This window comes from Marinomonas sp. ef1, from assembly GCF_002806845.1.
Taxonomy (GTDB): Bacteria; Pseudomonadota; Gammaproteobacteria; order Pseudomonadales; family Marinomonadaceae; genus Marinomonas; species Marinomonas polaris.
The window spans coordinates 1-26,686 of sequence record NZ_NHTT01000001.1; the positions used below are offsets into that span (position 1 = coordinate 1).

A 26,686-nucleotide genomic window follows, 5' to 3' on the forward strand; every position below is an offset into this window, starting at 1 on the left:
CCTGCAGGAAATCAGATACTATTCAACGGTTATAGAAGCATTGAGTCACCGCTCGATCCTTCTTGTAGCAGGAGTTCAGAAGCTGCTCCCTATTCGTCTATGTTGTCACGCAAGGGGATATGTGTGTGGGGGATCCCATTTATGGGCCTCAAGCGGATAAGCATTCATAAGCTTTATATTAATAAGGCTCTGATAGCTAAGGCTGTAGTGCTTTTTATTTGGATGAAAGTCGCCAATAGGAAGTAGAAAGGACTATATAGTTGGAGGTTTTTAAATCTATATGACCATTTTAATATTATTGGCATCATCTTTCTGTACATGCACCATTATATATTTATAATGGTGCTGTCTTAATTAACTGATTTATCAGAAAAATTTCTAATCTATATAAAGGATATATATATGAAAAAGTTAGCATTATCACTCGTACTAGCCGGCATGTCAGCAACTTCTTTTGCAGCGGGCGGTCATGGACCGGCAGGTTGTGGTCTAGGTACTGAGTATGTTTTTAAAAATGCTGATGTTTGGTATGAGCACGTAATGGCTGCAACTACAAATGGTACATCTGGCAACCAAAGTTTTGGTATGACTTCTGGTACTCTTGGCTGTGAAGATGCAAATGGCCCTCTTTCTGGTAGTGTAGCGGTTTTTCTGAATGAAAACCTTGAGCCTCTAGCTGTAGATATGGCTAAAGGTGATGGCGAAACTCTTGATGCTTTTGCCTCTTTGATGGGTGTAAAAGCTGAAGATAAAGCATTGTTCAATGCTCAAATGAAGCAAAATTTTGATCAGATCTTTGCTTCTGCAGAAGTAACTCCTACGACTGCACATGAAGGGATTACGAATGTTATGTCTAATTCCCAAGAATTGTCTAAATACTTAGGTTAATTCTAATAGTATTTTGTTAAATGAGAGCTATGTCTTTTAGAGACATAAGCTCTCTTTTTTTTGTCTACAAAATAGCGGTTTTTCTGTATTAATCCCATCTACCTAAAAGTAAGTTGATATGCGTTTTTTAGTTTTTTTATCGTCTGTACTATGGTGCTTTTCAGCATTCGGAACTGAGCCTAAATCTGCAGTTGTAGATGACAGTTTGCTCACAGAGTTAGCACAAAGTTCTTTGTGGTTAGACTTACTGCATTACCACCAAATAGGCGTTATTTCACCTAATGAAAGTCAGATAGATGATTCGAAATTTTTTTTATCTCCTCAGGGAATGTTGGATCCTAAAGCTGAATTACTTGCAACATTGACTGCTTTCCAAACTCCTTTTCTGGGGGAAGATGTTAATGACGCCAGTCAGTGTCGTTACCCTGCAAGACTAAGTTGGCTGAAAGAGCAGCATCTTGGTATAAGTTTTATTGAACCTAATTGCCCTGAATTTCAAGATTGGTATGGGAAATTAAATGGTGAAAGTATTTACTTAGTTTTTCCAGCAGCTTATTTAAATAGTCCTTCTTCTATGTATGGACATACGTTGTTGAGGATTAAAAAGAAAGGCAACAATTCTCCTTTATTAGATTTTGCCGTAAATTATGCCGCGAATGCTGATCCAAATGATAACCAATTGGTCTTTAGTTATAAGGGGCTCACAGGTGGGTATCCCGGTGTTGTTTCAGTAACGCCTTATTATGAGAAAGTAAAAGAATACAATTTTTTAGAAAGTAGAGATATTTGGGAGTATAAGTTGGATTTATCTCAGCAGGAGGTAAATCAATTTATTCGACATGTATGGGAAGTACGTAATACTTATATGGAATATTACTTCTTTTCAGAAAATTGCTCTTATCAATTATTAGCTATGTTAGATGCTAGCAGTGAGCGTTTAAATACGACTAAGAACTTTAACTATTGGGCGATACCAGCAGATACAGTAAGAGAGTTAAAAAATGCTGGTATTTTACAAGATGTGAGCTATCGACCATCTGTTGTTGCTCAAATGGGACATATGTTAGAAGAGCTCACAGATGAGCAAATAGTAGAAGTAAAAGCATTGGTGTTAAATGAACAGCTTTCACTGGAAGGCTTGTTGGATTTTACTGAAGATGAACAAGCGCAGATACTTGAGGTTGCTTATCAGTATAGTCGTTACCTTTCAGCTAGAGAGAAATCAACATTAGACTATTTAAACTCGCGCTCAATTAAGCTTCTATCACTGCGTAGTAAATATGATACAACAAGTGCGTTTTTACCGATTCCCCCTCCAGAGGTGAGAGATGATGAAGGTCATAAAACTCAGCGTCTTGGCCTGACTGTAGGTGAGACAGAAGGTGATTACTTCACTCAACTTGAGTATCGCCCATCATATCATGATTTATTAGATTCGAAAGGCGGTTATCTCGAAGGAGCTGAGTTATCTATGTTTAGCGGTACCTTGGGTGTTCGTGAGGAAGATAGCCTGCGTGTTGAAGAAATTTCCTTTATTAATATTCGTTCGTTGGCAGCCTCAAATGCATTAGTCATTCCTAAGTCTTGGCAAATAAACGCTTCTTTAGTAAGAGATTTTGTAATTGATGATGCTCTGGTATTTCGTCTAAAGGGTGGTGCAGGTGTTACCGAGAAAGTATCTAATCATTTATTTTCTGTACTCATTAATGGTAGTGCTTCCGCTAGTGACAAGTATCAAGATACCTATCAGCAAAAATACAAAATCCAGGTTGGGCCTCAGTTACAATGGCTTTATTCAGGTGATATTCATCGCTTAATGGCTTCTTATGAGTACCTTGATGATGTTGATCATCATGCAAAATCTCTAGAAATTGGCAAAATTGAATGGTCTTATTTAGTTGATAGTGACTGGCAAGTTCGAGCGAAGCTAGAACAACAAAAGCAAGATGGCTTAAAACAAAATACAACACAGCTATCACTATTACATTATTTTTAACTAATGAAGAGGCTAAGATGAAATTAACTAGGGTAACTAAAATTCTAGTTAATAAGATTTTTGGCCTCTTTTTTTAGCCAGCTTCTTAAAGACCTTATTGCGTCTTCATCTTTTCGACTTTCTTTGTAAGCTATATAGAAGTTGTCTCCAGTCTTGAATGAGCTACAAGGGAGTCTTATTAGAGTTGTTTCATCATGTTTTTCACTCATCATGTAGTCATTTACAAGTGCGATCCCTAACGAGTGTTTTGCGGCTTCATAAGCCAGCATAAGGTGACTGAATCGATGAAATTGAATGTGTTCAGGTAAGGGGTGTTTTAAATTAGCAAACCACCGCTTCCAGTCTTCTATGTGACGATCATAGATGCTGTATGAAGTAATAAGTGGGAATTGAGCAAGTGAGCTAGGAGTCGAGCTTAATTTATTTACTAGCTCTTGATGGGTTATTGCTCCCAATTTATTCTTAATTGTCTCAAAATAGCTTTGGCTGCAAACAGGAAATAACTCTTCTTGATAGAGAGATTCAAATAGAAACCCTCGTTTTTCTTTTTCTGTGGTGATAAAAAAGTCTGCAGTTCGATCAGAAAGGTCCGGAGTGCCATGACTCATTTCAATGCTAAGTTCTAGGTTTGGATATAAGTGCTTCAGTTCTGGAAGTCTTGGTATGAGCCAATAGACGGCAAATGAGCTGTATACAGCTAATCTGATATGTGTTTTTTGTTGACCTTTAATGTGGTTTGTCGCCTCTTCAATTTGCAATAATGAATTGCTGATAGAATCTAGATAATGCTTCCCTTCCTTTGTTAATTCGAGATTTCGTCCTTGCCGATGAAAAAGGCTTTCTCCAAGATGGTTTTCTAAAATCCTTATTTGATGCGAAACGGCGCTCTGGCTGATATTGAGTTCGTTAGCAGCCAGTGAAAAACTGTTTAGCCTAGCAACGGCTTCGAAGACGGGAAGTGATTTTAGAGGAGGAAGCATATTCTTATTATCCAAATAACTAATACTAGTGGTAAATATATCACTTTATCTAATGGCATGTACTCATTAAGCTGATGCGAATAATACGTGCTCTCTAGGAGATAAATTGTGTCAGGTCGTACAGTAAGCAGTGCTATTTTAATTCTTGTATTAGGAAGCTTTTTTGCAACCTTGTGCGACGTCTTTATTAAGATGGCAGGCGTTGATGTGGCTATTTTTCAGTTCACCTTTTTTCGTGCAGTCTTCATGTGCCTTATTCTGTGTCCTATCGCAGTTGCTAAATACTTGCGTTCACCTAGGTCAATGGCAACCTTGGGTTTAAAGTGGCATTTTATTCGAGGGAATATATGGGTTTTAGCGGCTGTTCTTCTTGTTATATCCTTAGCTGAATTGCCTTTAGCAACAGCCAATGCAGTGTTTTACACAGCACCTATTCTAATAATGCTTTTTGGCTCTTTTTTCTATAAAGAGCGCTTAACTATGGATGTTGTACTTGCTGCTGTATTAGGCTTTATTGGTACTTTGGTAATTTTAAGGCCAACTGAAGTGACGTTTGCCATGATAAGTGCGATTTTATTTGCGGTAGTGTTAGCGGCGAATAGCTTATTGATTAAAAAACTGCCTCAAGAGCAAAGTATGCTTTATGGTTTATTTGTTACTCAGTTTTTTGCTTTGCCGCTGGCGGGTGGTTTAGCATTTTGGGAAGGAGAAACGTTTGAAATTGAAATCTTGATTTACGCGGCAGTATCTTCAATTTGTTCTATTTTATACAGCGTATCCTGTCTTATTGGGTACCGTTATGTGGCATCGAGTAAAGTCACTAGCGCTGAATACTCAGGGTTGATTTTTGCATTTTTGCTAGGTTGGTGGGTATTTGGTGAAACACCAGACTTAGGTGTTTTCATTGGGTCGCTTTTTGTTATTACACCGTTATTGTATTTAAGTCATAGGGACATTAGGCGATTAAAGAAAGAGCAATTAATGTCTAATACCCGATCCAATTTAGGTGCTGGTTGAACAAAGGTTTTTAATCATTTGTTCAACCATATCTGTTAAATCTTCTGTATCTAGGTAGATGCCATCTATAAACAGTCGGGCTAGTCCGTGAAGGCTAGCCCAAGTTGTTTGTCCAATTCTGAGTGGCGTATTGTTACTTGGAAGGATATTTTGCTCTTGTAACTCTTCCACCCAATCAATCCATGCTTTAAATGTTTGCTTAGAAGCTGCTTTTAGCGAGTCACTTGGATTGCCAGCTTTCCATAGCGTTCTGCCATACATAAGATCATAAGTTTCATTATGTTGAAGCGCATATTCTAAATAAGCGTGAACATATTTTTTGAAACCTTCTTCAGCGGTGTTTTTTTGTGCTCGCAAAGAGTGGAGCATTTTCGCTTGCTCGTAAAAACCTTGTTCTGCTAGTGCGCAAAGCAGCGCGTTTTTATCTTTGAAGTGATGGTAAGGCGCCGTTCTTGAAACACCAACAGTGTCTGCAAGTTTGCGCATACTTAGACTTTCGACGCCTTGTTCTTTGATGATTAAAGAGGCGGATTCAAGTAATGATTTGGTGAGATCACCGTGATGATACTGTGTTTTTAATGTCGACATGGGCTGATTAAATACTTCTATCTTGACAATGTCAAAATGAAAACCTATCTTGACAGTGTCAAAATTGCATGCGGGCAGCTGCAATACCAAAAAATAATAAACAAAGTGAGTCAGATTATGAGCCATTCAACGTATCCACATTTATTTGAACCATTAGATCTAGGGTTTACTCAGCTAAAAAATAGAGTGCTGATGGGATCGATGCATTTAGGTTTAGAGGAAGTGAAGGGCGGAATCGAGAGAATGGCCGTATTTTATGCAGAGCGTGCTCGTGGCGGAGTAGGGCTTATTGTTACTGGTGGCATTGCACCTAACTCTGAAGGTGCTGTTTATGCTGGTGCGGCGACAATGGCATCTGAGGAAGATGTTAAAAAGCATCAAATTATTACCGATGCAGTGCACGCAGAAGGCGGGAAAATATGCATGCAAATCTTGCATACGGGCCGATATGCTTATAATCCAAAACTGGTTGCGCCATCTGCCTTGCAGGCGCCGATTAATCCTTTTAAGCCTGAGGCGTTAACTCCAGAAGGCATTGAAAAACAAATATCTGATTTTATCAATGCCGCTACTTTAGCTAAAAAAGCGGGTTATGACGGCGTTGAGGTGATGGGATCAGAAGGCTATCTGTTGAACCAATTTATTGCTGCTCGTACAAACCAACGTGAGGACGAGTGGGGTGGGGAGTACGATCATAGAATCAAGTTACCGACAGATATAGTGAGACGAATTCGAGACGCCGTAGGCAGTGATTTTATTATTATCTACCGATTGTCTATGTTGGATCTTGTTGAAGGTGGTAGTGACCTTGAAGAAGTGGTGAAACTTGGACTTGCTATCGAAAAAGCTGGCGCCAGTATTATAAGTACGGGAATTGGTTGGCACGAAGCGAGAGTACCAACGATTGCTACCAAAGTACCACGAGCTGCATTCACTTGGGTAACGGCAGAGCTGCGTAAATCCTTATCTGTTCCTTTGGTCACTTCTAATCGAATTAATACACCTGAAGTAGCGGAGCAGGTTCTGGCTCGTGGCGATGCGGATATTGTGTCTATGGCGAGACCTTTCCTTGCCGACCCTGAGTTTGTGATAAAAGCAGAGCAAAATCGTGCCGACGAAATTAATACCTGCATTGCTTGTAATCAAGCCTGTTTGGATCACGTGTTTGATCAAAAGATGACGTCTTGTTTGGTCAACCCAAGAGCATGTCATGAGACAGAGATCATTATCACACCAGTTGATTCTCCTAAGCGTATTGCCGTAGTTGGAGCTGGCCCTGCTGGTTTGGCTTTTGCTACCACGGCCGCAAAGCGGGGTCATCTTGTTACTTTATATGATGCGAGTAATGAAATTGGCGGGCAATTTAATATCGCCAAACGAATCCCCGGTAAAGGTGAGTTTTATGAAACTTTGCGATATTTTGCGCGTCAGGTAGAACTGACAGGCGTTAATCTTCAGTTGAATACCCAGGTTGATGGTGAGCTTCTAAAAAAAGAGAAGTTTGACGAAATCGTACTAGCAACCGGCATCTTGCCTAGAACCCCAGAGATTGAAGGAGTAAAACATCAAAAAGTACTGAGTTACTTAGATGTGATGAGTGGTCACCCTGTTGGTAAACGAGTTGCCGTTATTGGTGCCGGCGGCATTGGTTTTGACATCAGCGAGTATTTAATTCATTCGGTAGCTCATAAAGAGCAAAAGATTGAAGACTTCATGACTCAGTGGGGCGTGGATATGAGTTTTTCCGCTCGTGGTGGCGTGGAAGGTATCAAACCTGTGTTTGCAAAAGCTGAGCGTGAGGTTTTCTTATTACAACGTAAGAAAAGCAAAGTTGGGGCTAACTTAGGCAAAACGACAGGCTGGATTCATCGTACCGAATTGTCGAAAAAAGGCGTCGTCTTTTTGTCAGACTGTGATTATCAGCGTATTGATGATGAAGGACTGCATTTAACCGTAAATGGCGAGGCCCGTTGCCTTGAGGTGGATACGATTGTTGTGTGCGCAGGACAAGAGCCAAATCGATTATTAGAACGCGAAATAGGTCATGCGGTGCACTTTATCGGTGGTGCTGATGTGGCTTCTGAACTGGATGCGAAGCGGGCTATTAAGCAGGGTACCTTGTTGGCTTGCTCATTATAATTAGGTAAAAGGCTTAGAGAGTGATGGTTAAAGATATTGATTCATCACTCTCATTATTTATTAAGCATGGATATTTACACTAACACTTGCCTAGTCGTGGCTATGTAGTGATGAACCTGATCCTCAATTTTAGAATCAACCATGGTTTCTGGACCACAATCATTAGGGCAAGCCATTTTTGGTGTAGTACCAAAAAGTCGGCAGATTAGTGGACGCTCATCGTACACTTCGCAACCATTCGGCCCTAAGTGGACGCAATTAAGCTCTTCTAAAGCTGCGTCATGCTCTGCATCCGATTTAACTGGTAGGCGTAACATTTCTTCCGAAGAAGCTGTGACAGGCCCGCAACAATCGTGACAGCCCGGTTTGCATTTGAAGGTCGGAATTCGCTCACGTAGTCGTGCAATAATGTCTCGGTCATTGGTCATGTGTTTCTGCCTTTGGGTCGCTGTTTTAGTATTATTGCTGATATCTTGAGCTTAATTTTTGCCCGAATACCTCGTAAGCTTTCTGTAAATCACTTTATCTCGTTGATTAATGGTGTAACTTATCACATATAAAATAGTTGATAAAAGTAACGATTATTGGCAGCACATTATTAGAGTTGGAGTTTATGCAGGTATTAGAAGCATTGTTTGAATGGGTTAGCTTTCACTGGGTAACTATTATCGTCGTGTTGCATATTGGTTTGTCTGTTGTGACATCCTTGCATGTGCTGCTGTTCAAAGAAAACGAACGTACTTCCCTTGCTTGGATAGGTCTGGTGATATTTTCGCCTGTCTTAGGCAGTTTGTTCTACTGGTTGTTTGGCATAAACCGCATTAGGCGTATCGCAAAGAGAGAGCATCCTCAAACGCTTAAACAAGACTTCCGCTATAAAGAGGATTGTATTGATTTTCATTGCCTACCTGAAAACTGGCATTCCTCTGTTATCGCGGGGTACGCTATTCATCCAGTGAATTATGTTGATGATAATAGTATTGAGCCCCTTGTTAACGGCGATAATGCTTATCCAGCGATGATAAAATCGATTCAAGCTGCAAAACATCACATAGTTTTATCAAGTTATATTTTTGATTACGACTCACTTGGACGTCAATTTGTTAACGCACTAGCGCAAGCGCAGCAGCGTGGTGTGTTAGTGCATGTTTTATTAGATGGCATTGGAGTGGGTTACAGTTGGCGTAAATCAGATAGGGCATTAAAGAAACGAGGTGTGAGAACAGCACAATTTTTACCTGCGATTTCGTTTACAAGCATTCGTTTTATTAACCTAAGAAACCACAGGAAAATACTCTGTGTTGATGGTGAAGAAGCTTATATTGGTGGCATGAATATCAGTAAAAGTAATCTGGTTAAGTCTGCAAAACACCCGATTGATGATGTTCATTTTAAGGTGACGGGCCCTGTTATTGATCAAATTAGCCAGGTTTTTATAGAGGACTGGTTCTTTGCTACAAGAGAGTTGATTCAATTTCCTTCCTATAGCCCAAGCACTCCGAAGGTAAAAAATGATAAATCTGTTGTCGCTAGAGTTATTCAAGATGGCCCGGATGAACATCATAACAGGATACGTTGGACACTAATTAACGCACTCGTTTGTGCGCAGAAAAGCGTTAAAATCATCACTCCCTATTTTATTCCAGACCAAACATTAATGACGTCTCTTCATGCCGCAGCTTTGCGTGGCGTGTCTGTTGAAATTATTGTGCCTGAGCACAGTAATATTCTATTTGTAGATTGGGTTATGGAAGCCAATTATCCAAGAATTATAGAGCATGGTATAAAAATATATAAAAATAAGCGGCCGTTTGATCACAGTAAAATAGTGCTTATTGATGATGTCTGGTCATTCATAGGTTCAACTAACTGGGATGCCAGAAGTTTAGAGTTCAACTTCGAAATCAATTTAGAGTGCTTTGATACGAATCTGAATGGGCTACTGACGGAATTATTTGAGTCCAAGAAATTCAACGCTGAAGATGTGCTAGAAGAGGATGTTCGAGGCTTATCCATCTACAAGAAAATCCGTAATAACCTATTTCGTTTGTTTTCTCCGTATTTGTAATGCGAACAATTGTTCGTTGTCGTTATCATTTTTAAAGGCTATTTTTTATGATGAAAAGTCGTTATAGCACTGTTGAATCGTTAAAAATAATGGGGAGCGCTTCGAAACAGGTGATAGGGCCAAACATCAAAGTGTTATTGTGGAATGTATTTAAATGCAAACGAAAGGGCTGGCAGAGCGATTTTGCTTCCCTCATTGATAATAAAGATTTAATTTTATTGCAAGAGGCTATTTTAAATTCCCCCTTTGATGGAATGTTTAATCATTCTTCGCAACATCAGTGGATTATGGCGAGCAGCTTTAAAAACGTAAAATCTAACATTGAAACGGGCGTTAAAACCGGATCAAGCGTTGTGGCAAATAAGCATTTTTTTTCAGCATCTACTCATAGTGAACCTATTACTAAAACCAAAAAAATGGTGTTAGCGACCGAGTATCCGTTAGCGAGTACAACAGAATCTTCTCTTGAGCAGTCGCTGCTCGTTATCAATACTCACATGATTAACTTTGTTTCTTTCGAAAAATTCAGAGCGCATCTTGACCAAGCTTTTCAGGCTCTAGAGCATCATAGTGGTCCGATATTATTGGCCGGTGACTTTAATACTTGGAACAAAAAAAGAATGCAGTATTTTGATGAGCTAGCTATTTCATGCTCGTTAAAAGAAGTGGATATCACTCGCCAGCCAAGGTTAAGCCATTTATTTCGTCATCTTGATCACATTTATTGCCGTGGATTAGGCGTTGTAGACGTGCATGTTCACACAGATATTCATTCTTCTGATCATTACCCAATCAGTTTGTCACTTCGTCTCGCAGGTGATTAGCTTTTTATACAGGCTAATCATTGTTGGTTTTTTACGCATTATCTAATAGTTTACTCAAGGTTTGTAGGCGGATGGATACTTCCTTTCTGTCCAAGTCTATTAGTTGCTGTTGCTCTAATCCATGTTCGATCATGAGCTTTTGATGACAGACAAAAGACCAATGAGTTGCATGACTTGCTTGTTCAGCAATACAAATCAAACCTTCTAATTGACGCAAACGCACTGCTAGGCACGATTGTGAATATTGGCGAATTTGGTCAAAGGCGATATTGGCTAGGGTTTCAAATGATGTCGTTTTGTAGGTTACTCGTTCTACTCCTTTCTCATCATAGGTGATGCCTTCAGGGAAGTTTTTTTGAGTCAAATCACAAATCGCTGCGGTGAGTTTATCTATGCAGGCGATAGCCGTGTATGGATCATTTATCCCAGGTGAAAGGGCTCTTAAGGCTATTTCAACAAGTTGGTGAACGGCAAATTCAGGGTCTTGTAATGGTGTGCGTTTTGGACCTAAGGTAAAACATTCGTGCAGTATTTGTTCGTCTTTTGCTGGGAATTGTTTGATGTCACTTGTCATAACAACCATCCGGTTTACCACAAAGTCCCCTGGATTGATTAAGATATTCATGTGGCCATCTAGTTTGCTCATTATATCGGTGAGGTCAGCATAGTTGATGGTTTGAATATAGCCACATGAATGGCTTCTGAATTGGTTTTCTTTGTTTCTATCTTTTGTTTGGTTTGCTGCCAAAATTTTGTTTTGATTTGTTGAGGATCTTGTTTCTTCTTCCTCTTTTTGCAAATTAAAAATCTGATCAATGCTGTCTTTTAGTTCGGTATAAACGTTGTCTATGACGCTGTCAGATTGCAGATTGAGTGCAATGTGATGAATAAAATAAATGAGCAAAAGAATACCGCATAGCGTCATGACGATAGCGCCAGCAATAGTAAGACCCGGAAGGAAAGCTCCACCAGCAAAATCATCGGTTGTTCGAGCCAAAATTAGGCAGTAAATAAATAAGGAGATAAAAACACCAAGTACGACTTGGGTGCTTGAGTCTTCCATAAAGTTACGAATTAACCTTGGCCCAAATTGTGACGAAGCGTTGGTAAGAGCAACTATGGTAATCGAAAAAGTGATACTTACTACCGTCATCATGCTACTAGCCACTGTGGTGAGGAGATCTCGAGTGATAGCAGCATCGGCATGGTATAGAAAATTTAGCCAATTTAACGAGTTTAGACCCGCGTATAGATCAATAAACAGTAGTAATGTGCAGCTTGAAATAGTGAGTGATAAAATCAGACATGGGGTAAACCAGAAGCTGGTTTTAACCGCATCGTATATTTTTAGTATCTTGGTGTTTTTTATTATCGATAATTGCAAAAGGATACGTCCTTGTGTGTTGTTGAAAATTGGCGGCTACTGACTCTTTTCGTTTGGCTCGCCAGTTTTTAGTAGTTTTAGCAAGTCTTCTCTTTCTATGCTGCCTTTTAGTGCTAAGTCTAGTTGGTACTGATATTCGTCATTCCAGTCTGTCGTTCTTGGGCTGAGCTCAGACAGGTCTCGCATGGCCGATTTCATAACCTTCAGATAAGCCTGAATATTTTGTTCTTGATCGACTAAGATATTTTTTAATGCTGTTGCGCTACTGTGTCTTAGATAAAGCTTAAGCACATCGGTTTGTTCTTCGATCGCTTTTATTTTGGCGTCTTGCTTAGAAAGTGATTGCTCAAAATTTGAGAGTGCAGCACTTTGCTCTGTGATCTTTTCGTTGGCTAGGACGTCTTCTTTTGAAGATTGGACAAGAAAGTAAGTGACGCCAGAAGAAGCTGCGACGCTAAAAACAAAGCATAGAAAAAAAGCGATAATAAGCATAATCTGCTTTTTTTTGGGAGCCTCTTCCTGAGGCTTTTTATCATCATTAGGTTTTGATGGCATGGTATTTCCTTTTTATTCTGTTCATGTGTCGAAATTAATAGTGTGCTTGTTTGGCTGTAAAGGACAAGGCTTTTATTATCTATGATTTACCGAATAGTGATGGTGCCCCTTTTTATACGTATTCAATAGTTTAGTTTTTTCCCTAGTACACGTAAAATACACACGGATTATTACACGTGAGTAATAACCTACTAAAATAGTCAGGTAAATACTTGATCAAAACAGTAGGTTTTGTGTACTATTTACCCTCACTGAATAATTTTAATTGGATAGCTTATGCGCCTGACAACAAAAGGTCGTTATGCGGTAACCGCCATGCTTGATCTGGCATTGCATTCGGATCAAGGGCCAGTGTCTTTATCTGATATTTCGAGTCGACAAGGGATATCGTTATCTTATCTTGAACAACTGTTCTCCAAGCTTCGTAAAAAGTCATTGGTTAATAGTGTAAGAGGTCCCGGTGGTGGATACCGTCTTAGCCGTTCGAATCATGATATTTTTGTTGCGCAGATAGTCGATGCTGTTAACGAGTCCGTCGACGCAACAGGTTGCAGAGGACGAAGTGACTGCCAAAGTGGTAATACTTGTCTTACCCACCATTTGTGGTGTGATTTAAGTGATCAAATACACGATTTTTTAAATCAAATTAGCCTCGATCAACTCGTACGTCGAAATGATGTGCGCCAAGTTGCTGAACGGCAAGAATTCGAAAGCCGACAACGTTGTCTTGAAAATGACAAAATTAGCGCGGCCATTGTTGATTAAATAGAGAATAAATTAGTAGAGCTTAATGCGCTGATTCACAGTGCGTTAGTGACTATAATTGAGTGAGTTTTTATATGACTGAGCAGATAGATAAGGCGCTGGCACGGGAATACGAAGCGGGTTTTGTGTCTGATGTAGAATCAGAAACATTTGAGCCCGGTTTGGATGAAAATGTAATCCGACGTATTTCTGAAATGAAAGGCGAGCCTGAATGGATGCTCGAATGGCGCCTAAGTGCATTTCGTGAATGGTTAGAAATGGAAGAGCCTGAATGGGCATTGGTTGACTATCCGAAAATAGATTTTCAGTCTATTTCTTACTATTCAGCTCCAAAAAGTATGAAAGATAAACCTAAGTCTTTGGACGAGGTTGACCCTGAATTACTGCGTACTTATGAAAAACTTGGCATTCCTCTGATAGAGCAACAAATGTTGGCCGGCATCGCAGTTGATGCGGTATTTGACTCTGTCTCTGTTGTGACCACATTCCGTGAAAAGCTTGAAGAAGCCGGTGTTATTTTTTGCCCGATTTCTGAAGCACTGCATAAATACCCAGATCTTGTTAAAAAGTACATTGGTAGCGTTGTTCCGAAGAAAGACAACTACTATGCGGCGTTGAACTGTGCTGTCTTTACTGATGGTTCTTTTGTTTATATTCCTAAAGGCACTCGCTGCCCGATGGAATTGTCTACTTACTTCCGTATTAACGAACAAAATACCGGTCAATTTGAGCGTACTTTGATCATTGCGGATGAAGGGAGCCATGTCAGTTATCTTGAAGGCTGTACTGCACCTCAGCGTGATGAAAATCAGCTGCATGCTGCCGTTGTAGAATTGGTTGCTATGGATAACGCTGAGATAAAATACTCAACGGTTCAAAACTGGTATCCAGGTGATGAAAACGGTAAAGGCGGTATTTACAATTTTGTAACCAAGCGCGGCATTTGTCATACCAATGCCAAAATTTCTTGGACGCAAGTAGAGACAGGTTCTTCTGTTACTTGGAAGTACCCAAGCTGTATTTTGAAAGGCGATAACAGTGTTGGTGAGTTTTACTCGGTTGCTTTGACGCGTGGTCGTCAGCAAGCAGATACGGGCACTAAAATGATTCACATTGGTAAGAACACCAAGTCCACCATCATTTCTAAAGGTATCTCGGCAGGCCGAAGTAACAACAGTTACCGTGGTCTTGTTCGTATGAATCCAGGTGCCGAAGGCGCACGTAATTTCACACAGTGTGATTCTTTGTTGATTGGCGATCAGTGCGGAGCGCACACTTTCCCTTATGTGGAAAGCCGTAACCCTTCTGCAATTATTGAGCATGAAGCAACGACGTCGAAGGTCAGTGACGAGCAGATGTTTTTGTGTCGTCAGCGTGGTCTTGATCCCGAAAAAGCCGTATCCATGATTGTGAATGGCTTCTGTAAGGAAGTATTTAAAGAATTACCAATGGAATTTGCCGTCGAAGCGGGCAAGTTACTAGAAATAAGCCTTGAAGGCTCAGTAGGTTAAGGAATTATTAAAGATGTCGAACACGAAAAGTTTGTTGACGATAAAAGATTTGCACGCCAGCGTTGAAGAAAAACAGATCATCAAAGGGTTGGATTTAGACATCAAACCAGGTGAAGTACACGCGATCATGGGGCCAAATGGCGCCGGTAAAAGTACGCTTGGTTATGTTCTATCAGGTCGTGATGGTTATACTGTAGACAGCGGTAGTGTGACGCTTGATGGTGAAGACTTGTTGGAAATGGAGACAGAAGACCGTGCTCGTGCTGGTTTATTCTTAGCGTTCCAATACCCTGTCGAAATTCCTGGTGTAAGCAACTTAGAATTCTTAAAAGCATCAGTTGATGCGCAGCGTAAAGCACGTGGCGAAGACGCCATTACTTCTGCTGATTTTTTGAAAGAAGCCAAAGCGGCTTGTAAGCAAGTTAACTTGCCAGTGGCTTTCTTGAAGCGTGGTGTTAATGAAGGCTTCTCTGGTGGTGAGAAAAAGCGTAATGAGCTAATGCAAATGTTATTGCTTAAGCCAAAGCTTTGCATCCTAGATGAAACCGATTCTGGTTTGGATATCGATGCCTTGCAAGTGGTTGCTGAAGGCGTGAATAGCCAACGTTCTGCTGATCGTAGCTTTGTTGTTGTAACGCATTATCAGCGTCTTTTGGATTACATTAAGCCTGACTTCGTGCATGTATTGTCTGACGGTAAAATCGTTAAGAGTGGTGATGCTTCCCTTGCACTTGAGTTAGAAGCTCAAGGTTACGCTTGGTTGCAGAAAGAGCCGGCTGAAGACGAACTTGAGGGGTAATTCATGAGTGAATGGTTAGAAAGCGCCATTGCTCGAGCGCAAGGTATCAATGATTGGCTTGCTCCAAAGCGAGCACACGCACTTGAACTTTTAGCAAATACCAAATGGCCAACACGTAAAACCGAAGCGTGGCGTTACACGCCACTTCGCCCGGTAGAGCGTACGCAAGCTAAAGTAATAAGCGATAAAGTTGATTTGTCGCCAGTTGCCATTGCGGATTTATCGGCTATTGAATTGGTATTTGTAAACGGTCAGTTTGATCAAGCTCAATTAACGAAAACGTTGCCTGAAGGTTTGTCTATCTCCTTAGGTAGCGATTTAGGTTTGGCTGAACAAACTGATGCGCTAAGTGTTTTTTCAATGATTAAACCTGAGCGCCATATCTTTGGTCTAGTAAACGATGCGCTGGCACAAGATGTTGTCGTTGTGACTGTTGCGGAAGGTGTTGAGATTACTCAACCGATTCGTATTAGTTCTTTGCTAAGTCAAGGTGCAGAATCTCATACACGTGTTCAAGTTGCTCTGGCGGCGGGTTCGCGATTAGTCGTTATTGAAGATGTGCAAGCACAAGGCGATAGTTTAAATACGGCATTTGTTGAATACAATGTGGCGGCCAATGCACGTCTAGAACATTACCGTTTTGCACTGCAAACGGGTAGCAACGTTGCTATTGGTGGCAGTCATTTTAACTTGCATGACCATGCGAAAATGAACAGTACAATTGTTGGTTTTGGTAGTGACTTGTCTCGTTTGGATACAGATATTATTCATGCTGGTGAGTTTGCTGATGCCAAGTTAAATGCCATGTATTTGCTGGATGGTAAAGAGCTGTTTGATCTTCATGCGACCGTTGAACACGCTAAGCCAAATGGCAAAACTGAAGAAAACGTTCGCTGTATCGTCGCGGATCGTGCGCGTGCGGTATTTAATGGCCGTATTCATATTCACCGCGATGCACAGAAAACCTTGGCAGAGTTAAACAACCGCAACTTGTTGTTATCCGATAAAGCCGAGATTAATACCAAGCCTGAGTTAGAGATTTACGCTGACGATGTGAAATGTGCTCATGGTGCAACGGTTGCTCAGATTGATAAGCAAGCTCTGTATTACTTGCAGACTCGCGGTGTTAGCCGTTCGAAGGCGCAAGTTATGCTTAACTTTGGTTTTATTAACGAGCTGATTGATTTAATGCCAAATGCAGCGTTAGCGGAGTGGATTCGTCCGATTATTCGTGAACGTTTTGCGCAGATGGAAGTGAAATAAGCGAGAATCGAATGAGTTTTGATGTAGCGGCTATCCGCGAGCAATTTCCGATTTTAAAGCGCGTCATTGACGGTAATCCGCTTATTTATCTCGATAATGCAGCGACAACGCAAAAACCACAGTGCGTGATTGATGCTTTGGTGGATTACTACACGACATGCAATTCCAATGTGCACCGTGGTGCCCATCGTCTTGCGGATGAAGCCACGCGTCGTTTTGAAGACGCACGCGACATCGTAAAAGACTTTATTAATGCGCCGAAACGCGAAGAAGTCATTTGGACTACTGGCACAACTGAAGCGATTAATATTGTCGCAAATGGTTTGGGTTCTTTGTTGTTACCGGGTGATGAAGTTATTGCTACAGGAATGGATCACCATGCCAATCTTGTGACTTGGCAGCAAGCATGTAAAGTGTCTGGTGCGACTCTAAGAACCATTCCAGTGACGGATGCTGGTGAATTAGATCAAGCTGCTTATGATGCCATGCTAAATGAGTATACTAAGTTTGTCGCTTTTCCACATGTTTCTAATGCATTGGGTACAGTGAACCCGATTAAAGAAATGACGGAGAAAGCAAAAAAAGTTGGTGCTTGGGTTTTAGTGGATGGCGCTCAAGGTGCCGCTCATGGTCATGTAGATGTGCAGGATATAGGTTGTGATTTTTATGCCTTTTCAGGTCATAAAATTTATGGGCCGATGGGTGTTGGTGTGCTTTGGGGTAAAGAGTCTGTTTTATCGACTTGGCCTGTTTGGCGCACCGGTGGCGAGATGATTTCCACCGTGACTTTGCAAGACGCTACATGGAATGTCTTGCCTTATCGCTTTGAAGCGGGCACGCCAAATGTGGGTGATGCCATTGCTATGGGTGAGGCGATTCGTTGGTTTAGCGCCTTGGATCAAGAGGCTGTTGCGGCACACGAAAAAGCCTTGCTGGATCATGCCACAGAGCTTGCTGAGCAATTCGAAGGCTTAACCATTATTGGTACTGCCAAAGAAAAAATTGGTGTGCTGAGCTTTGTAATGGATCAAGGGCATCCTGCTGACATCGGTTTTTTGTTAGACCGTCAGGGGATTGCTGTTCGTACTGGTGATCATTGCGCGCAGCCTTTGATGGCGCGTTTTAATGTTCCTGGTACTGCGCGAGCTTCGTTCGCGATTTATAATACATTAGAAGAAGTTGACGCTTTGTTTGCGGCACTGAAAAAAGTGCGAACAATGCTGGCTTAGGAGGTTTCAATGACAGTAACAACGTTTGATCCTGTCTCTAGCGTGTCTTTAACCGCTTCTGCACAGAAATATTTTGCCTCTAAGTTGACAAAGCAACCAGGCAAGCTGATTCGATTAAGTACCAAAGAAAGCGGATGTACGGGCTTTTCCTATGTACTTGATATTGTTGATGCTGCTTTAGAGAATGACACTGTTTTGGATTTTGGCAATGTCACCCTTGCGGTTGATTCGCAATCCACTTCCATGCTGAAAGGCACTGAGATTGACTTGGTACGCGAAGGCGTTAACGAAGTTGTGAAGTTTAAAAACCCTAACGTTGTAGCCGAATGTGGCTGTGGCGAAAGCTTTAGTGTGAGTTAACTTCATGCAAAAAATGGTAGTAACACAGCGCCCTTGTCCAGCTCGACGAGTGCCAAGCGGTGAACCAGTTAGTATTCCTGAAGGTCAGTTTATTACGATTAATCAGAGTTTGGGCGGTAATTACACTGTTACGTGGCAAGGTAATATGCTGCGTATAGATGGAACTGATGCTGAAGCAATTGGTCAGCAACCCGAGGTTTTAGATTTTGAAGATCTCGGTACGGGTGACATTAGTGAAGAGCAAGTCTGGCAAGCGCTAGACACAATTTATGATCCAGAGATTCCGATCAGCCTAGTATCGTTAGGCTTGGTGTATAAAGTGAGGTTAGATCAAGATTCAAAAACTGTTTTGATCGATATGACATTAACGGCGCCAGGTTGCGGAATGGGGCCTGTGTTGGTTGGTGATGTTAAGTATCGAGTGGCGAAAGTGCCAAATGTCGACTCAGTGAAAGTTGATTTGGTATTTGATCCACCTTGGGCGCGAGAAATGATGAGTGAAGAAGCTCAATTGGAAGCGGGTCTTTTCTTTTAATGGCTTTCTTTTGATAGCTTCGGTCATTCATTAAAATCGAATACAATATGAAACGGCCTTGGCTTTTAGCCAATGCCGTTTTTGTTTTAATAGGCTTAGTGCAAAAAGAGGGTAGTCATGGCTTTACCTAGTACAGAAGACATCGTAGACGATCTGTCGTTTTTTGACGATTGGGAAGATAAGTACAAGTACATTATTGATTTGGGTAAATCTTTGCCAGCATTTGATGATGCGTGGCGCACGCCTGAACGTTTGGTAAAAGGCTGCCAGAGCAGTGTTTGGATTCAGCCAGGCAGTGAGCAAGATGCCATAAAGGGCGAAGTGCTGACTTTTGCGGTAGACAGTGATGCCATTATTGTTCGTGGTTTACTTGGTTTGGTGTTGGCAGCATTGGATCATAAAACACCGCAAGAAATTTTAGATTTCGATATTACAGCGTATTTCGAAGAGCTGGATCTTGAAAGGCACTTGAGTCCAACTCGTGGCAATGGTCTGCGTTCTATTGTGGGTCGCATAAAAGGCATCGCACAGGCTGCCGCTTAACTTTTTTAATTGTAAAAAAGCAGCCGTTTAATTTTTATTGGAGAGCTTTAAATGAACACCCCGGTTTACCTAGATAATTCTGCTACCACGCCAGTTGACCCAAGAGTGGCTGAAAAAATGATGGCGTGTTTAACGCAGGACGGCAACTTTGGAAACCCGGCTTCGCGTTCGCATCTTTTTGGTTGGCGTGCGGAAGAGGCGGTAGAAGAGGCTAGATTGCAGGTGGCTAGTTTAATTAAAGCGGATTCTCGTGAGATTGTTTGGACATCCGGTGCGACAGAAGCAAACAACTTGGCGCTGAAAGGTGTTGCTCATGCTTATCGCCAAAAAGGCCGCCATATTATTACTTCGATGATTGAGCACAAGGCGGTTTTAGACCCTTGCAAGCAGCTTGAAAAAGAAGGCTTTGAAGTGACTTATTTGCAGCCTGATGTTCATGGTGTGATTTCACCTAATCAGGTTGCAGAAGCGCTTCGTGAAGATACAATTTTAGTGTCTTTGATGCATGGCAATAATGAGCTTGGTGTGCTGACGGATATTGCTGCAATTGGTGAGTTAACTCGCGCTCGTGGTGTGTTTCTTCATGTAGATGCGGCGCAAACCACAGGTAAAGTTGAAATTGATGTAAATGCCATGAAGGTGGATTTAATGTCACTGACGGCTCATAAAACCTATGGACCAAAGGGCATTGGTGCCTTGTTTGTACGTCGTTCTCCGAAGATCAAGTTAGAGGCGCAGATTCACGGTGGTGGTCATGAGCGTGGTATGCGCTCTGGCACATTGGCAACGCATCAAATCGTTGGTATGGGTGAAGCGTTTCGTTTGGCGGGTGAAGAAATGGAGCAGGATTGTGCTCGTATCAAAGCTTTGCGCGAACGTTTGTGGTCGTCTTTGACTGAGTTATCTGGCGTGCACCTTAATGGTGACTCAGATAACCGCGTTGCCGGTGTGTTGAATGTGGGGTTCTCTGGTGTTGATGGGGAAGTGTTGTTGATGTCTTTGAGCGATATCGCGGTGTCTTCTGGTTCAGCTTGTACTTCCGCTAGTCTAGAGCCGTCTTATGTTTTACGCACGATTGGTTTGGCTGATGATCTGGCGCATAGTTCTTTACGTCTTTCTGTGGGCCGCTTTACTACCGAGGAAGAGGTGGATTTTGCTGCGGAAACTATTAAAAACGCAGTGAGCCGTCTTCGATCCATAGCTTAAACGTAAGAATTTGTACTTTTGTCCTTGTTTGGATAAATAATGTTCGTTAGATCATACAATTTTAATGAATTGGTGCGTATAATACGCGCGCTGAACTTTTAAGTCCCGGGCCATGCAAAAGGCATCGCCCCTTTAAATTTAATTTGGAGTTATATCATGGCGTTAGAACGCACTCTATCTATCATCAAGCCTGATGCTGTTGCGAAAAACGTAATTGGCGAAATCTACACTCGTTTTGAACGCGCTGGTTTCAAAATCGTTGAAGCTAAAATGATTCAACTAGACGACGCACTGGCTGGTGGTTTCTACGCTGAGCACAAAGAGCGTCCTTTCTACAAAGATTTGGTTGCTTTCATGACTTCTGGTCCTGTTGTTGTTTCTGTTCTTGAAGGTGAAGGCGCTGTTCTTCGTCACCGTGAGCTTATGGGTGCAACTAACCCTAAAGAAGCTTCTGCTGGTACTTTGCGCGCAGATTACGCAACTTCTATCGATGCAAACGCTGTTCATGGTTCTGATTCTGTTGAATCTGCAACTCGTGAAATTGCTTACTTCTTCGGTAAGTAATTGACAGCTAGGACCTTTATGTCCGATCTGTTTTATAAAAGCGGGCGCTAGCCCGCTTTTTTACAGAGGCTTCTGAAAAGACTTTTCTTTTCAGAGGCTTTTTTCGTTTACACTTAATGCTACCTACAGCAAGCGACATTGAATTATGACTGACATCAAAAAAGTAAACCTTTTGGGTTTATCCCCCGACAAACTGATTGAATTCTTTGAATCCATTGGCGAGAAGAAATTTCGCGCTACTCAAGTGATCAAATGGATCCATCAAAAGGGAGCGGAAAGCTTCGAAGAAATGACCGATGTCAGCAAGGCGTTACGTGCAAAATTAGAGCAGATTTGTGAGATTCGTGGTCCAGAAGTGGTTTCGCAGAATATCTCTACTGATGGCACGCGTAAGTGGATTATTCGTACTGAAGGGGGTAAAAACGATTGTGTTGAAACGGTTTTGATTCCTGATGGTGATAGAGCTACTTTGTGTGTGTCTTCGCAAGTAGGCTGCTCTTTGGATTGCAGTTTTTGCTCAACGGGCAAGCAAGGTTTTAATCGTAATTTAACACCCGCAGAAATTATTGGTCAGGTTTGGATCGCGATTAAATCGTTTGGCCCTATGGACCCTAATGGTCCTCGTCGTGTTACAAATGTGGTGATGATGGGTATGGGCGAACCATTGATGAACTTTGAGCCTGTTGTTGATGCGATGATCCTGATGATGCATGATCACGCTTATGGGTTGTCAAAGCGTCGTGTAACCTTGAGCACTTCTGGTGTTGTACCTAAAATCTATGAATTGGTAAAACGTACTGATGTGTCATTGGCGATTTCATTGCATGCACCAAACGATGCGCTGCGTAATGAGTTAGTGCCAATTAATAAAAAATACCCGATTGCTGAGCTGCTTGAGGCTTGTCAGTTTTATTTGGCAAACTTGCCAGATAAACGACACATCACGATCGAATATACCTTGATGTCAGGTGTGAATGACAATGAAGAGCAGGCACATGAATTGGCTGAGCTTCTTAAAGTATTGGAATGTAAAATCAACTTGATTCCATTTAATCCATTCCCTCATTCTGGGTATGAAAAACCGTCTAATAATCGCACTCGTCGTTTCCAGAAGATTCTGGCTGATGCCGGTTATACCGTTACAGTTCGAACGACTCGTGGCGATGATATAGATGCGGCTTGTGGTCAATTGGTTGGAGACTTTCAGGACAAAACTCGTCGTAGTCAAAAATACATAGAGTTGCGCGAAGTGAAGAGTTAATCTATTTGAATCATTGATTCTGTATATGACAAGGATGTCGGTATGCGTTTATTGCTATTTTTATTGTATTGTTTGCTTTGTACGTCTTGTGCCTATCAAGTTGTTTCTCCAGACCCGCCTCCTATTTCGGAATCTAAAAAGCTGTCGATTGTTCAGGCGCATCTTTTATTAGGGCAGTTGGGGTTGGCGAAAAAGAAACTGGACCAGATTGATGTTGCTTATCGGCGTCGTGATTATTGGCGATTGCTTAGTTTGTATTGGCTGAGTATTGAAGATTATAACAAGGCACTTTTGGTGCATGAAAAAGCTCTACAGAAGTTTCCCTATGATGATTTTATATGGAATAACTATGGAGTGCTTTTGGGGCTGAAGAAACATTGGGATGAGGCTTGTGAGGCTTTCGAAAAAGCAGGTGAAAAAGGCTTGTCAAAGCGTCAATCAGTGCAAATTAATCTTTCTAGGTGTGCTATACGTCAGAATCAAGTAAATTTAGCCGGAATCTATCTAAAACAAGCAAAAGAAATTGCGGATTTGCCTCTGATTGGTTTGATGACGGAGCTCAATCTTGTTTTAATACAGGGTAGTAATGACAAAGCTCGCTTAATTTTTAATAATATCCAGGCTGATAAAGAAACTGCCCGAGGATCGGTGCATTTTGATGAGTATAACTGTCTGTCGCGGCATTTAATTGCACGCGAAACTGACCCTACACTGTATTCATCTGCGAGTAATTTTACATGCCTGAATGGCTCAAGGTATTGACATGACAACTGAATTTCAAACGGATGCTTCTGTAAGTAAAACAAATATGGACACCATAAATATTGGTAATAGATTAAAGGCAAAAAGATTAGAGCTAGAGTTTGATGAAAGGCATGTTGCTACCGCACTAAAAATTCCTATCGATCAAGTTAGAGCACTTGAAGCGAATAATTTTAAATACTTCCGATCCATAACTTTTGCTAGAGGATTCTTGAAAAGCTATTGCCGTCTTTTAGGGATAGAGCCCTCTGAAATGTTACGCGCATTTGATAGCGAGCGAGAAGATGCAGAGCCAACAATTAAGCCTGTAGATAAGGTAAATAAGCAGACGAACTTTGGCGATCCAATCGTTATATTCATTTCTGTAGTTATTATTGCTGTTCTAGTATTTTTAGTTTTTTGGTGGCCTTCTCAGCCAAGCAAGCCTGTCGTGCCAAATGAAATTAAGAGTGAAGTAAGTGAGCCCACTACTGCACCTGAACCTGCTTCTAATGAATCTCTTATGGATGACTCAAATGAGCCTTTAGCTATTGCTAATGTTTCTAGTTCAAACTCTAGTACGGGTACGGATGTTGCTTCAGGAAATGATGAGCAAGCTGCTAGTGTTCAGGTTGATAAGCCCGCTGACAATGGTGGTGTTGTAACTGGTCTTTCTGCTGAAACAATGGCAATTCTGGAAGAAGCTGGCGTTAGGCCTGAAGATGTTGTTAGAGCAACGGCAGAAGTTCCTGCTGAACTTGTAGCAACGCCGAAAGTACCTTCTTATACTGATGAGGTTGAAATTGCTTTTGATGCAGATTGTTGGACTGAAGTGCGTGATGCTTCGGGTAAAATCCTGTTTTCTGGCGTGAAATCTGCTGGTAGTCAGTTATCACTAACTGGTAAAGCTCCTTATCGCGTCGTATTGGGTTACGCGAAAGGCGTTTCATCTTTGAAATACAAAGGTGAAGTATTCGATTTTTCTTCTTTTACAAATAAAGATTTGGCTCGATTTGAGCTCAAGTAGAGACTCTTATGCATTTTGAATCACCTATAAAACGCCGTCATTCTCGTCAGATCATGGTTGGGAATGTACCGGTTGGCGGTGGTGCGCCAATTAGTGTTCAGAGTATGACGAACACAGAAACTTGTGATGTTGATGCTACCGTGGCTCAGATTCGTGCTATTGCCGATGCCGGTGCCGATATTGTTCGTGTTTCTATTCCATCTATGGATGCTGCTGAAGCGTTCAAAAAAATACGTGAAGCCGTTTCGATTCCATTGGTCGCAGATATTCATTTCGATTATAAAATCGCTTTGAAAGTGGCTGAATATGGAGTCGATTGCCTTCGGATTAATCCAGGTAATATCGGCAATAAAGACCGTATTCGTGCGGTTGTTGATTGCGCTCGAGACAAAAATATTCCCATTCGTATTGGGGTTAATGCGGGGTCTTTGGAAAAAGATCTACAAAAGAAATACGGTGAACCGACTCCTGATGCTTTAGTTGAATCTGCTTTTCGTCAAATCCAATATTTTGATGAGTTGGATTTTCATGAGTATAAGCTGAGTTTGAAAGCATCTGATATTTTCATGACAGTTGAAGCATATCGTAAAATTGCCAGCCAAATAGATAATCCGCTGCATTTAGGGATTACTGAAGCTGGTGGGTTGCGTTCTGGTACAGTCAAATCTTCGATTGGTCTTGGTTTGCTTTTAATGGATGGAATCGGCGATACGCTACGAGTTTCTCTAGCGGCCGATCCTGTCCAGGAGATCAAAGTCGGTTGGGATATGTTGCGTAGTTTGAAGTTGCGTAATCGTGGCATTAATTTTATTGCTTGCCCAAGCTGCTCTCGTCAGAATTTCGATGTTATTAAGACAATGAATGAATTAGAAGAGCGTCTTGATGACATTACTGTCCCAATGGACGTTGCTGTTATTGGTTGTGTAGTGAATGGTCCGGGTGAAGCAAAAGAAGCGGACATAGGTCTTGCTGGTGGTTCGCCGAATAACTTGATCTATCAAGATGGTAAGCCGAACAGCAAAACGAAAAATGAAACGCTTGTTGATGATTTAGAAAGAATGATTCGTAAAAAGGCTCTCCTTAAAGAGCGGGAATTAGCCAATATCATTGTAAAAAATTAAGGATCCATTGTGGCTCGTAAAATTCAAGCGATCAGGGGAATGAACGACATTTTGCCTGATCAATCCTCTGTTTGGTTATATCTAGAAAAAACAGTGGCTGATGTTGTTAAGTCTTATGGGTATCAGCAAATTCGTTTTCCTATCGTTGAAAATACGGATTTATTTAAACGCGGTGTCGGTGAAACAACGGATATTGTAGAAAAAGAAATGTATACCTTTGATGATCGTAATGGTGAGTCTTTGACTTTACGTCCTGAAGGTACTGCAAGTTGTGTTCGTGCTGCGGATCAGGCAGGTTTGTTGTTTAATCAAACTCAGCGTCTGTGGTACACAGGACCGATGTTCCGTTACGAACGTCCTCAAAAAGGTCGCTATCGCCAATTTCATCAAATTGGTGTGGAATCTTTTGGTATGGGGTCTGCTGATATCGACGCTGAGTTAATTATTTTGTCCGCTCGATTGTGGAAAAAACTCGGTTTGTTGGAGCATGTTGAGCTGCAATTGAATACCATCGGCTTGGCGTCTGAGCGTGAAACTTATAAAGCAGCTTTAGTTGATTATTTGACTGAGTTTAAAGATCAACTGGATGAAGATAGTCAGCGCCGTCTAGGTACGAATCCATTAAGAATATTAGATTCTAAAGATGAGTCGACCCAGACAGTACTTAAAGACGCGCCAAATCTAGAGGATTTTATTGGCGAAGAGTCACAAGCTCATTTTGATCTTTTACAAGCTATGTTGAAAGCTAATGGTATATCGTATGTTATTAACCGCCGTTTAGTGCGTGGTTTGGATTATTACGGTAAAACTGTTTTCGAATGGGTTACGACACATTTAGGTTCTCAAGCAACCGTTTGTGCGGGCGGCCGTTATGACGGTTTGGTCGAGCAGCTAGGTGGAAAGTCAACGCCAGCTGTTGGTTTTGCTATGGGGATAGAGCGTTTAGTGCTTCTGCTTGAAACGTTAAACTTGACTCCAGATGAAGCGAAATTTTCTACTGATGTGTTTGTTATTAGTATGGGGGATGATGCAGAGCTTGCTTCTTTTGTTTTAGCTGAGCGATTGCGTGAAAAGAATTCAAACCTTGTCGTTTTGCGCCACTGTGGCGGTGGTAATTTTAAGAATCAAATGAAGAAAGCCGATCGTTCAGAGGCTCGTTTTACGATTGTTTTAGGACAGGACGAGATCGATAGCGGTATTTGTCAGGTAAAAGATATGTCAACGGGTGAGCAACTGCCTCATTCAATTGACGATGTTGCTGACTATATTAATGCCAAGTTGTAATTTGATTTAATGGAGTGTCGCTACTCATATATTTGGCG

26 protein-coding genes are annotated in these 26,686 nt (G+C 41.4%); 21 read left to right on the forward strand and 5 right to left on the reverse strand.

What is annotated here, in order from left to right:
- Positions 1–402: 402 nt before the first annotated feature.
- Both CCS02_RS00010 and CCS02_RS00015 read left to right on the forward strand, forming a co-directional pair.
- Positions 403–888, forward strand: a complete 486-nt coding sequence (locus tag CCS02_RS00010; protein ID WP_100188398.1) for a DUF3015 domain-containing protein — start codon at positions 403–405, stop codon at positions 886–888.
- Positions 889–1,006: 118 nt separating this feature from the next.
- Positions 1,007–2,884 (forward strand): Lnb N-terminal periplasmic domain-containing protein, encoded by a 1,878-nt coding sequence (locus tag CCS02_RS00015; protein ID WP_100188397.1) that lies wholly within the window; start codon positions 1,007–1,009, stop codon positions 2,882–2,884.
- Between the two features lie 44 nt (positions 2,885–2,928).
- Here the strand turns inward: CCS02_RS00015 and CCS02_RS00020 are convergent, their stop codons facing one another.
- Positions 2,929–3,864, reverse strand: coding sequence for a LysR substrate-binding domain-containing protein (locus tag CCS02_RS00020; RefSeq protein ID WP_100635225.1), 936 nt, complete (start codon positions 3,862–3,864; stop codon positions 2,929–2,931).
- A 108-nt stretch (positions 3,865–3,972) separates the two neighbouring features.
- Here CCS02_RS00020 and CCS02_RS00025 point away from each other — a divergent pair, with 108 nt between their 5' ends.
- Complete coding sequence (locus CCS02_RS00025) at positions 3,973–4,881, forward strand: DMT family transporter (RefSeq protein ID WP_100188395.1); 909 nt, start codon at positions 3,973–3,975, stop codon at positions 4,879–4,881.
- Here CCS02_RS00025 and CCS02_RS00030 read toward each other — a convergent pair.
- Positions 4,867–5,469: a TetR/AcrR family transcriptional regulator gene (locus tag CCS02_RS00030; protein WP_072837694.1), complete on the reverse strand. Its 603-nt coding sequence runs from the start codon at positions 5,467–5,469 to the stop codon at positions 4,867–4,869. The genes CCS02_RS00025 and CCS02_RS00030 overlap by 15 nt on opposite strands.
- Positions 5,470–5,586: 117 nt before the next feature.
- Between CCS02_RS00030 and CCS02_RS00035 the strand changes: the two genes are divergently transcribed.
- Positions 5,587–7,608, forward strand: a complete 2,022-nt coding sequence (locus CCS02_RS00035) for an oxidoreductase (RefSeq protein ID WP_100635226.1) — start codon at positions 5,587–5,589, stop codon at positions 7,606–7,608.
- A gap of 74 nt (positions 7,609–7,682) precedes the next feature.
- Here the strand turns inward: CCS02_RS00035 and CCS02_RS00040 are convergent, their stop codons facing one another.
- Complete coding sequence (locus CCS02_RS00040; protein WP_100188393.1) at positions 7,683–8,036, reverse strand: YkgJ family cysteine cluster protein; 354 nt, start codon at positions 8,034–8,036, stop codon at positions 7,683–7,685.
- Between the two features lie 185 nt (positions 8,037–8,221).
- On the opposite strand from CCS02_RS00040, the gene CCS02_RS00045 reads away from it, so the two are divergent.
- Both CCS02_RS00045 and CCS02_RS00050 read left to right on the forward strand, forming a co-directional pair.
- Positions 8,222–9,676, forward strand: a complete 1,455-nt coding sequence (locus CCS02_RS00045) for a phospholipase D-like domain-containing protein (RefSeq protein WP_100635227.1) — start codon at positions 8,222–8,224, stop codon at positions 9,674–9,676.
- Between the two features lie 47 nt (positions 9,677–9,723).
- Complete coding sequence (locus CCS02_RS00050) at positions 9,724–10,500, forward strand: endonuclease/exonuclease/phosphatase family protein (protein ID WP_100635228.1); 777 nt, start codon at positions 9,724–9,726, stop codon at positions 10,498–10,500.
- 31 nt (positions 10,501–10,531) lie between these two features.
- On the opposite strand, the gene CCS02_RS00055 is transcribed toward CCS02_RS00050, so the two are convergent.
- Together CCS02_RS00055 and CCS02_RS00060 are read right to left on the reverse strand one after the other, a co-directional pair.
- A complete protein-coding gene (locus CCS02_RS00055; RefSeq protein WP_157807955.1) occupies positions 10,532–11,884 on the reverse strand; it encodes a DUF2254 domain-containing protein in 1,353 nt (450 codons plus the stop codon).
- A gap of 36 nt (positions 11,885–11,920) precedes the next feature.
- Complete coding sequence (locus tag CCS02_RS00060) at positions 11,921–12,439, reverse strand: hypothetical protein (RefSeq protein ID WP_100188389.1); 519 nt, start codon at positions 12,437–12,439, stop codon at positions 11,921–11,923.
- Between the two features lie 276 nt (positions 12,440–12,715).
- Here CCS02_RS00060 and iscR point away from each other — a divergent pair, with 276 nt between their 5' ends.
- The 15 genes from iscR (at position 12,716) to hisS (ending at position 26,648) form a co-directional block, all read left to right on the forward strand.
- Positions 12,716–13,204 (forward strand): Fe-S cluster assembly transcriptional regulator IscR, encoded by a 489-nt coding sequence (gene iscR / locus CCS02_RS00065; RefSeq protein WP_100188388.1) that lies wholly within the window; start codon positions 12,716–12,718, stop codon positions 13,202–13,204.
- 74 nt (positions 13,205–13,278) lie between these two features.
- Positions 13,279–14,715 (forward strand): Fe-S cluster assembly protein SufB, encoded by a 1,437-nt coding sequence (gene sufB / locus CCS02_RS00070; RefSeq protein WP_072837701.1) that lies wholly within the window; start codon positions 13,279–13,281, stop codon positions 14,713–14,715.
- 13 nt (positions 14,716–14,728) lie between these two features.
- Positions 14,729–15,514 carry a Fe-S cluster assembly ATPase SufC gene (sufC, locus tag CCS02_RS00075; protein WP_100188387.1) on the forward strand — a complete coding sequence of 262 codons (786 nt, stop codon included), beginning with the start codon at positions 14,729–14,731 and terminating at the stop codon, positions 15,512–15,514.
- Positions 15,515–15,517: 3 nt separating this feature from the next.
- Positions 15,518–16,777: a Fe-S cluster assembly protein SufD gene (sufD, locus tag CCS02_RS00080; protein WP_100188386.1), complete on the forward strand. Its 1,260-nt coding sequence runs from the start codon at positions 15,518–15,520 to the stop codon at positions 16,775–16,777.
- 11 nt (positions 16,778–16,788) lie between these two features.
- Positions 16,789–18,006 carry an aminotransferase class V-fold PLP-dependent enzyme gene (locus CCS02_RS00085; RefSeq protein ID WP_100635230.1) on the forward strand — a complete coding sequence of 406 codons (1,218 nt, stop codon included), beginning with the start codon at positions 16,789–16,791 and terminating at the stop codon, positions 18,004–18,006.
- Between the two features lie 9 nt (positions 18,007–18,015).
- Positions 18,016–18,366, forward strand: coding sequence for a HesB/IscA family protein (locus CCS02_RS00090; RefSeq protein WP_100188384.1), 351 nt, complete (start codon positions 18,016–18,018; stop codon positions 18,364–18,366).
- 4 nt (positions 18,367–18,370) lie between these two features.
- Positions 18,371–18,901, forward strand: coding sequence for a putative Fe-S cluster assembly protein SufT (gene sufT, locus CCS02_RS00095; protein ID WP_100188383.1), 531 nt, complete (start codon positions 18,371–18,373; stop codon positions 18,899–18,901).
- Positions 18,902–19,018: 117 nt separating this feature from the next.
- Entirely contained in the window at positions 19,019–19,444 is a 426-nt protein-coding gene (locus CCS02_RS00100) for a SufE family protein (protein ID WP_100635231.1), read from the forward strand.
- Between the two features lie 51 nt (positions 19,445–19,495).
- Positions 19,496–20,650, forward strand: coding sequence for an IscS subfamily cysteine desulfurase (locus CCS02_RS00105; RefSeq protein ID WP_100635232.1), 1,155 nt, complete (start codon positions 19,496–19,498; stop codon positions 20,648–20,650).
- A 156-nt stretch (positions 20,651–20,806) separates the two neighbouring features.
- Positions 20,807–21,214 carry a nucleoside-diphosphate kinase gene (ndk, locus tag CCS02_RS00110; protein WP_100188381.1) on the forward strand — a complete coding sequence of 136 codons (408 nt, stop codon included), beginning with the start codon at positions 20,807–20,809 and terminating at the stop codon, positions 21,212–21,214.
- 145 nt (positions 21,215–21,359) lie between these two features.
- Entirely contained in the window at positions 21,360–22,475 is a 1,116-nt protein-coding gene (rlmN, locus tag CCS02_RS00115) for a 23S rRNA (adenine(2503)-C(2))-methyltransferase RlmN (protein ID WP_100188380.1), read from the forward strand.
- A gap of 42 nt (positions 22,476–22,517) precedes the next feature.
- Positions 22,518–23,237 carry a tetratricopeptide repeat protein gene (locus CCS02_RS00120; RefSeq protein WP_100188379.1) on the forward strand — a complete coding sequence of 240 codons (720 nt, stop codon included), beginning with the start codon at positions 22,518–22,520 and terminating at the stop codon, positions 23,235–23,237.
- Between the two features lies 1 nt (position 23,238).
- On the forward strand, positions 23,239–24,243 hold the full coding sequence (locus CCS02_RS00125) for a RodZ domain-containing protein (protein WP_232617188.1): 1,005 nt from the start codon (positions 23,239–23,241) through the stop codon (positions 24,241–24,243).
- Positions 24,244–24,251: 8 nt separating this feature from the next.
- Entirely contained in the window at positions 24,252–25,364 is a 1,113-nt protein-coding gene (ispG, locus tag CCS02_RS00130) for a flavodoxin-dependent (E)-4-hydroxy-3-methylbut-2-enyl-diphosphate synthase (RefSeq protein ID WP_100188377.1), read from the forward strand.
- Between the two features lie 9 nt (positions 25,365–25,373).
- The gene (hisS, locus tag CCS02_RS00135) at positions 25,374–26,648 is read left to right on the forward strand and encodes a histidine--tRNA ligase (protein ID WP_100635233.1); all 1,275 of its coding nucleotides are present in this window, start codon (positions 25,374–25,376) and stop codon (positions 26,646–26,648) included.
- Positions 26,649–26,686: the final 38 nt, after the last annotated feature.

Coding starts and splice junctions, on each gene's coding strand:
- CCS02_RS00020 (WP_100635225.1), bottom strand. CDS start 3,864: ATGCTTCCTCCTCTAAAATCACTTCCCGTCTTCGAAGCCGTTGCTAGG.
- ispG (WP_100188377.1), top strand. CDS start 24,252: ATGCATTTTGAATCACCTATAAAACGCCGTCATTCTCGTCAGATCATG.
- CCS02_RS00105 (WP_100635232.1), top strand. CDS start 19,496: ATGAACACCCCGGTTTACCTAGATAATTCTGCTACCACGCCAGTTGAC.
- iscR (WP_100188388.1), top strand. CDS start 12,716: ATGCGCCTGACAACAAAAGGTCGTTATGCGGTAACCGCCATGCTTGAT.
- CCS02_RS00085 (WP_100635230.1), top strand. CDS start 16,789: ATGAGTTTTGATGTAGCGGCTATCCGCGAGCAATTTCCGATTTTAAAG.
- CCS02_RS00015 (WP_100188397.1), top strand. CDS start 1,007: ATGCGTTTTTTAGTTTTTTTATCGTCTGTACTATGGTGCTTTTCAGCA.
- CCS02_RS00030 (WP_072837694.1), bottom strand. CDS start 5,469: ATGTCGACATTAAAAACACAGTATCATCACGGTGATCTCACCAAATCA.
- CCS02_RS00045 (WP_100635227.1), top strand. CDS start 8,222: ATGCAGGTATTAGAAGCATTGTTTGAATGGGTTAGCTTTCACTGGGTA.
- CCS02_RS00050 (WP_100635228.1), top strand. CDS start 9,724: ATGATGAAAAGTCGTTATAGCACTGTTGAATCGTTAAAAATAATGGGG.
- CCS02_RS00125 (WP_232617188.1), top strand. CDS start 23,239: ATGACAACTGAATTTCAAACGGATGCTTCTGTAAGTAAAACAAATATG.
- CCS02_RS00090 (WP_100188384.1), top strand. CDS start 18,016: ATGACAGTAACAACGTTTGATCCTGTCTCTAGCGTGTCTTTAACCGCT.
- CCS02_RS00120 (WP_100188379.1), top strand. CDS start 22,518: ATGCGTTTATTGCTATTTTTATTGTATTGTTTGCTTTGTACGTCTTGT.
- ndk (WP_100188381.1), top strand. CDS start 20,807: ATGGCGTTAGAACGCACTCTATCTATCATCAAGCCTGATGCTGTTGCG.
- sufD (WP_100188386.1), top strand. CDS start 15,518: ATGAGTGAATGGTTAGAAAGCGCCATTGCTCGAGCGCAAGGTATCAAT.
- sufC (WP_100188387.1), top strand. CDS start 14,729: ATGTCGAACACGAAAAGTTTGTTGACGATAAAAGATTTGCACGCCAGC.
- CCS02_RS00035 (WP_100635226.1), top strand. CDS start 5,587: ATGAGCCATTCAACGTATCCACATTTATTTGAACCATTAGATCTAGGG.
- CCS02_RS00010 (WP_100188398.1), top strand. CDS start 403: ATGAAAAAGTTAGCATTATCACTCGTACTAGCCGGCATGTCAGCAACT.
- sufT (WP_100188383.1), top strand. CDS start 18,371: ATGCAAAAAATGGTAGTAACACAGCGCCCTTGTCCAGCTCGACGAGTG.
- rlmN (WP_100188380.1), top strand. CDS start 21,360: ATGACTGACATCAAAAAAGTAAACCTTTTGGGTTTATCCCCCGACAAA.
- CCS02_RS00040 (WP_100188393.1), bottom strand. CDS start 8,036: ATGACCAATGACCGAGACATTATTGCACGACTACGTGAGCGAATTCCG.
- CCS02_RS00100 (WP_100635231.1), top strand. CDS start 19,019: ATGGCTTTACCTAGTACAGAAGACATCGTAGACGATCTGTCGTTTTTT.
- CCS02_RS00060 (WP_100188389.1), bottom strand. CDS start 12,439: ATGCCATCAAAACCTAATGATGATAAAAAGCCTCAGGAAGAGGCTCCC.
- sufB (WP_072837701.1), top strand. CDS start 13,279: ATGACTGAGCAGATAGATAAGGCGCTGGCACGGGAATACGAAGCGGGT.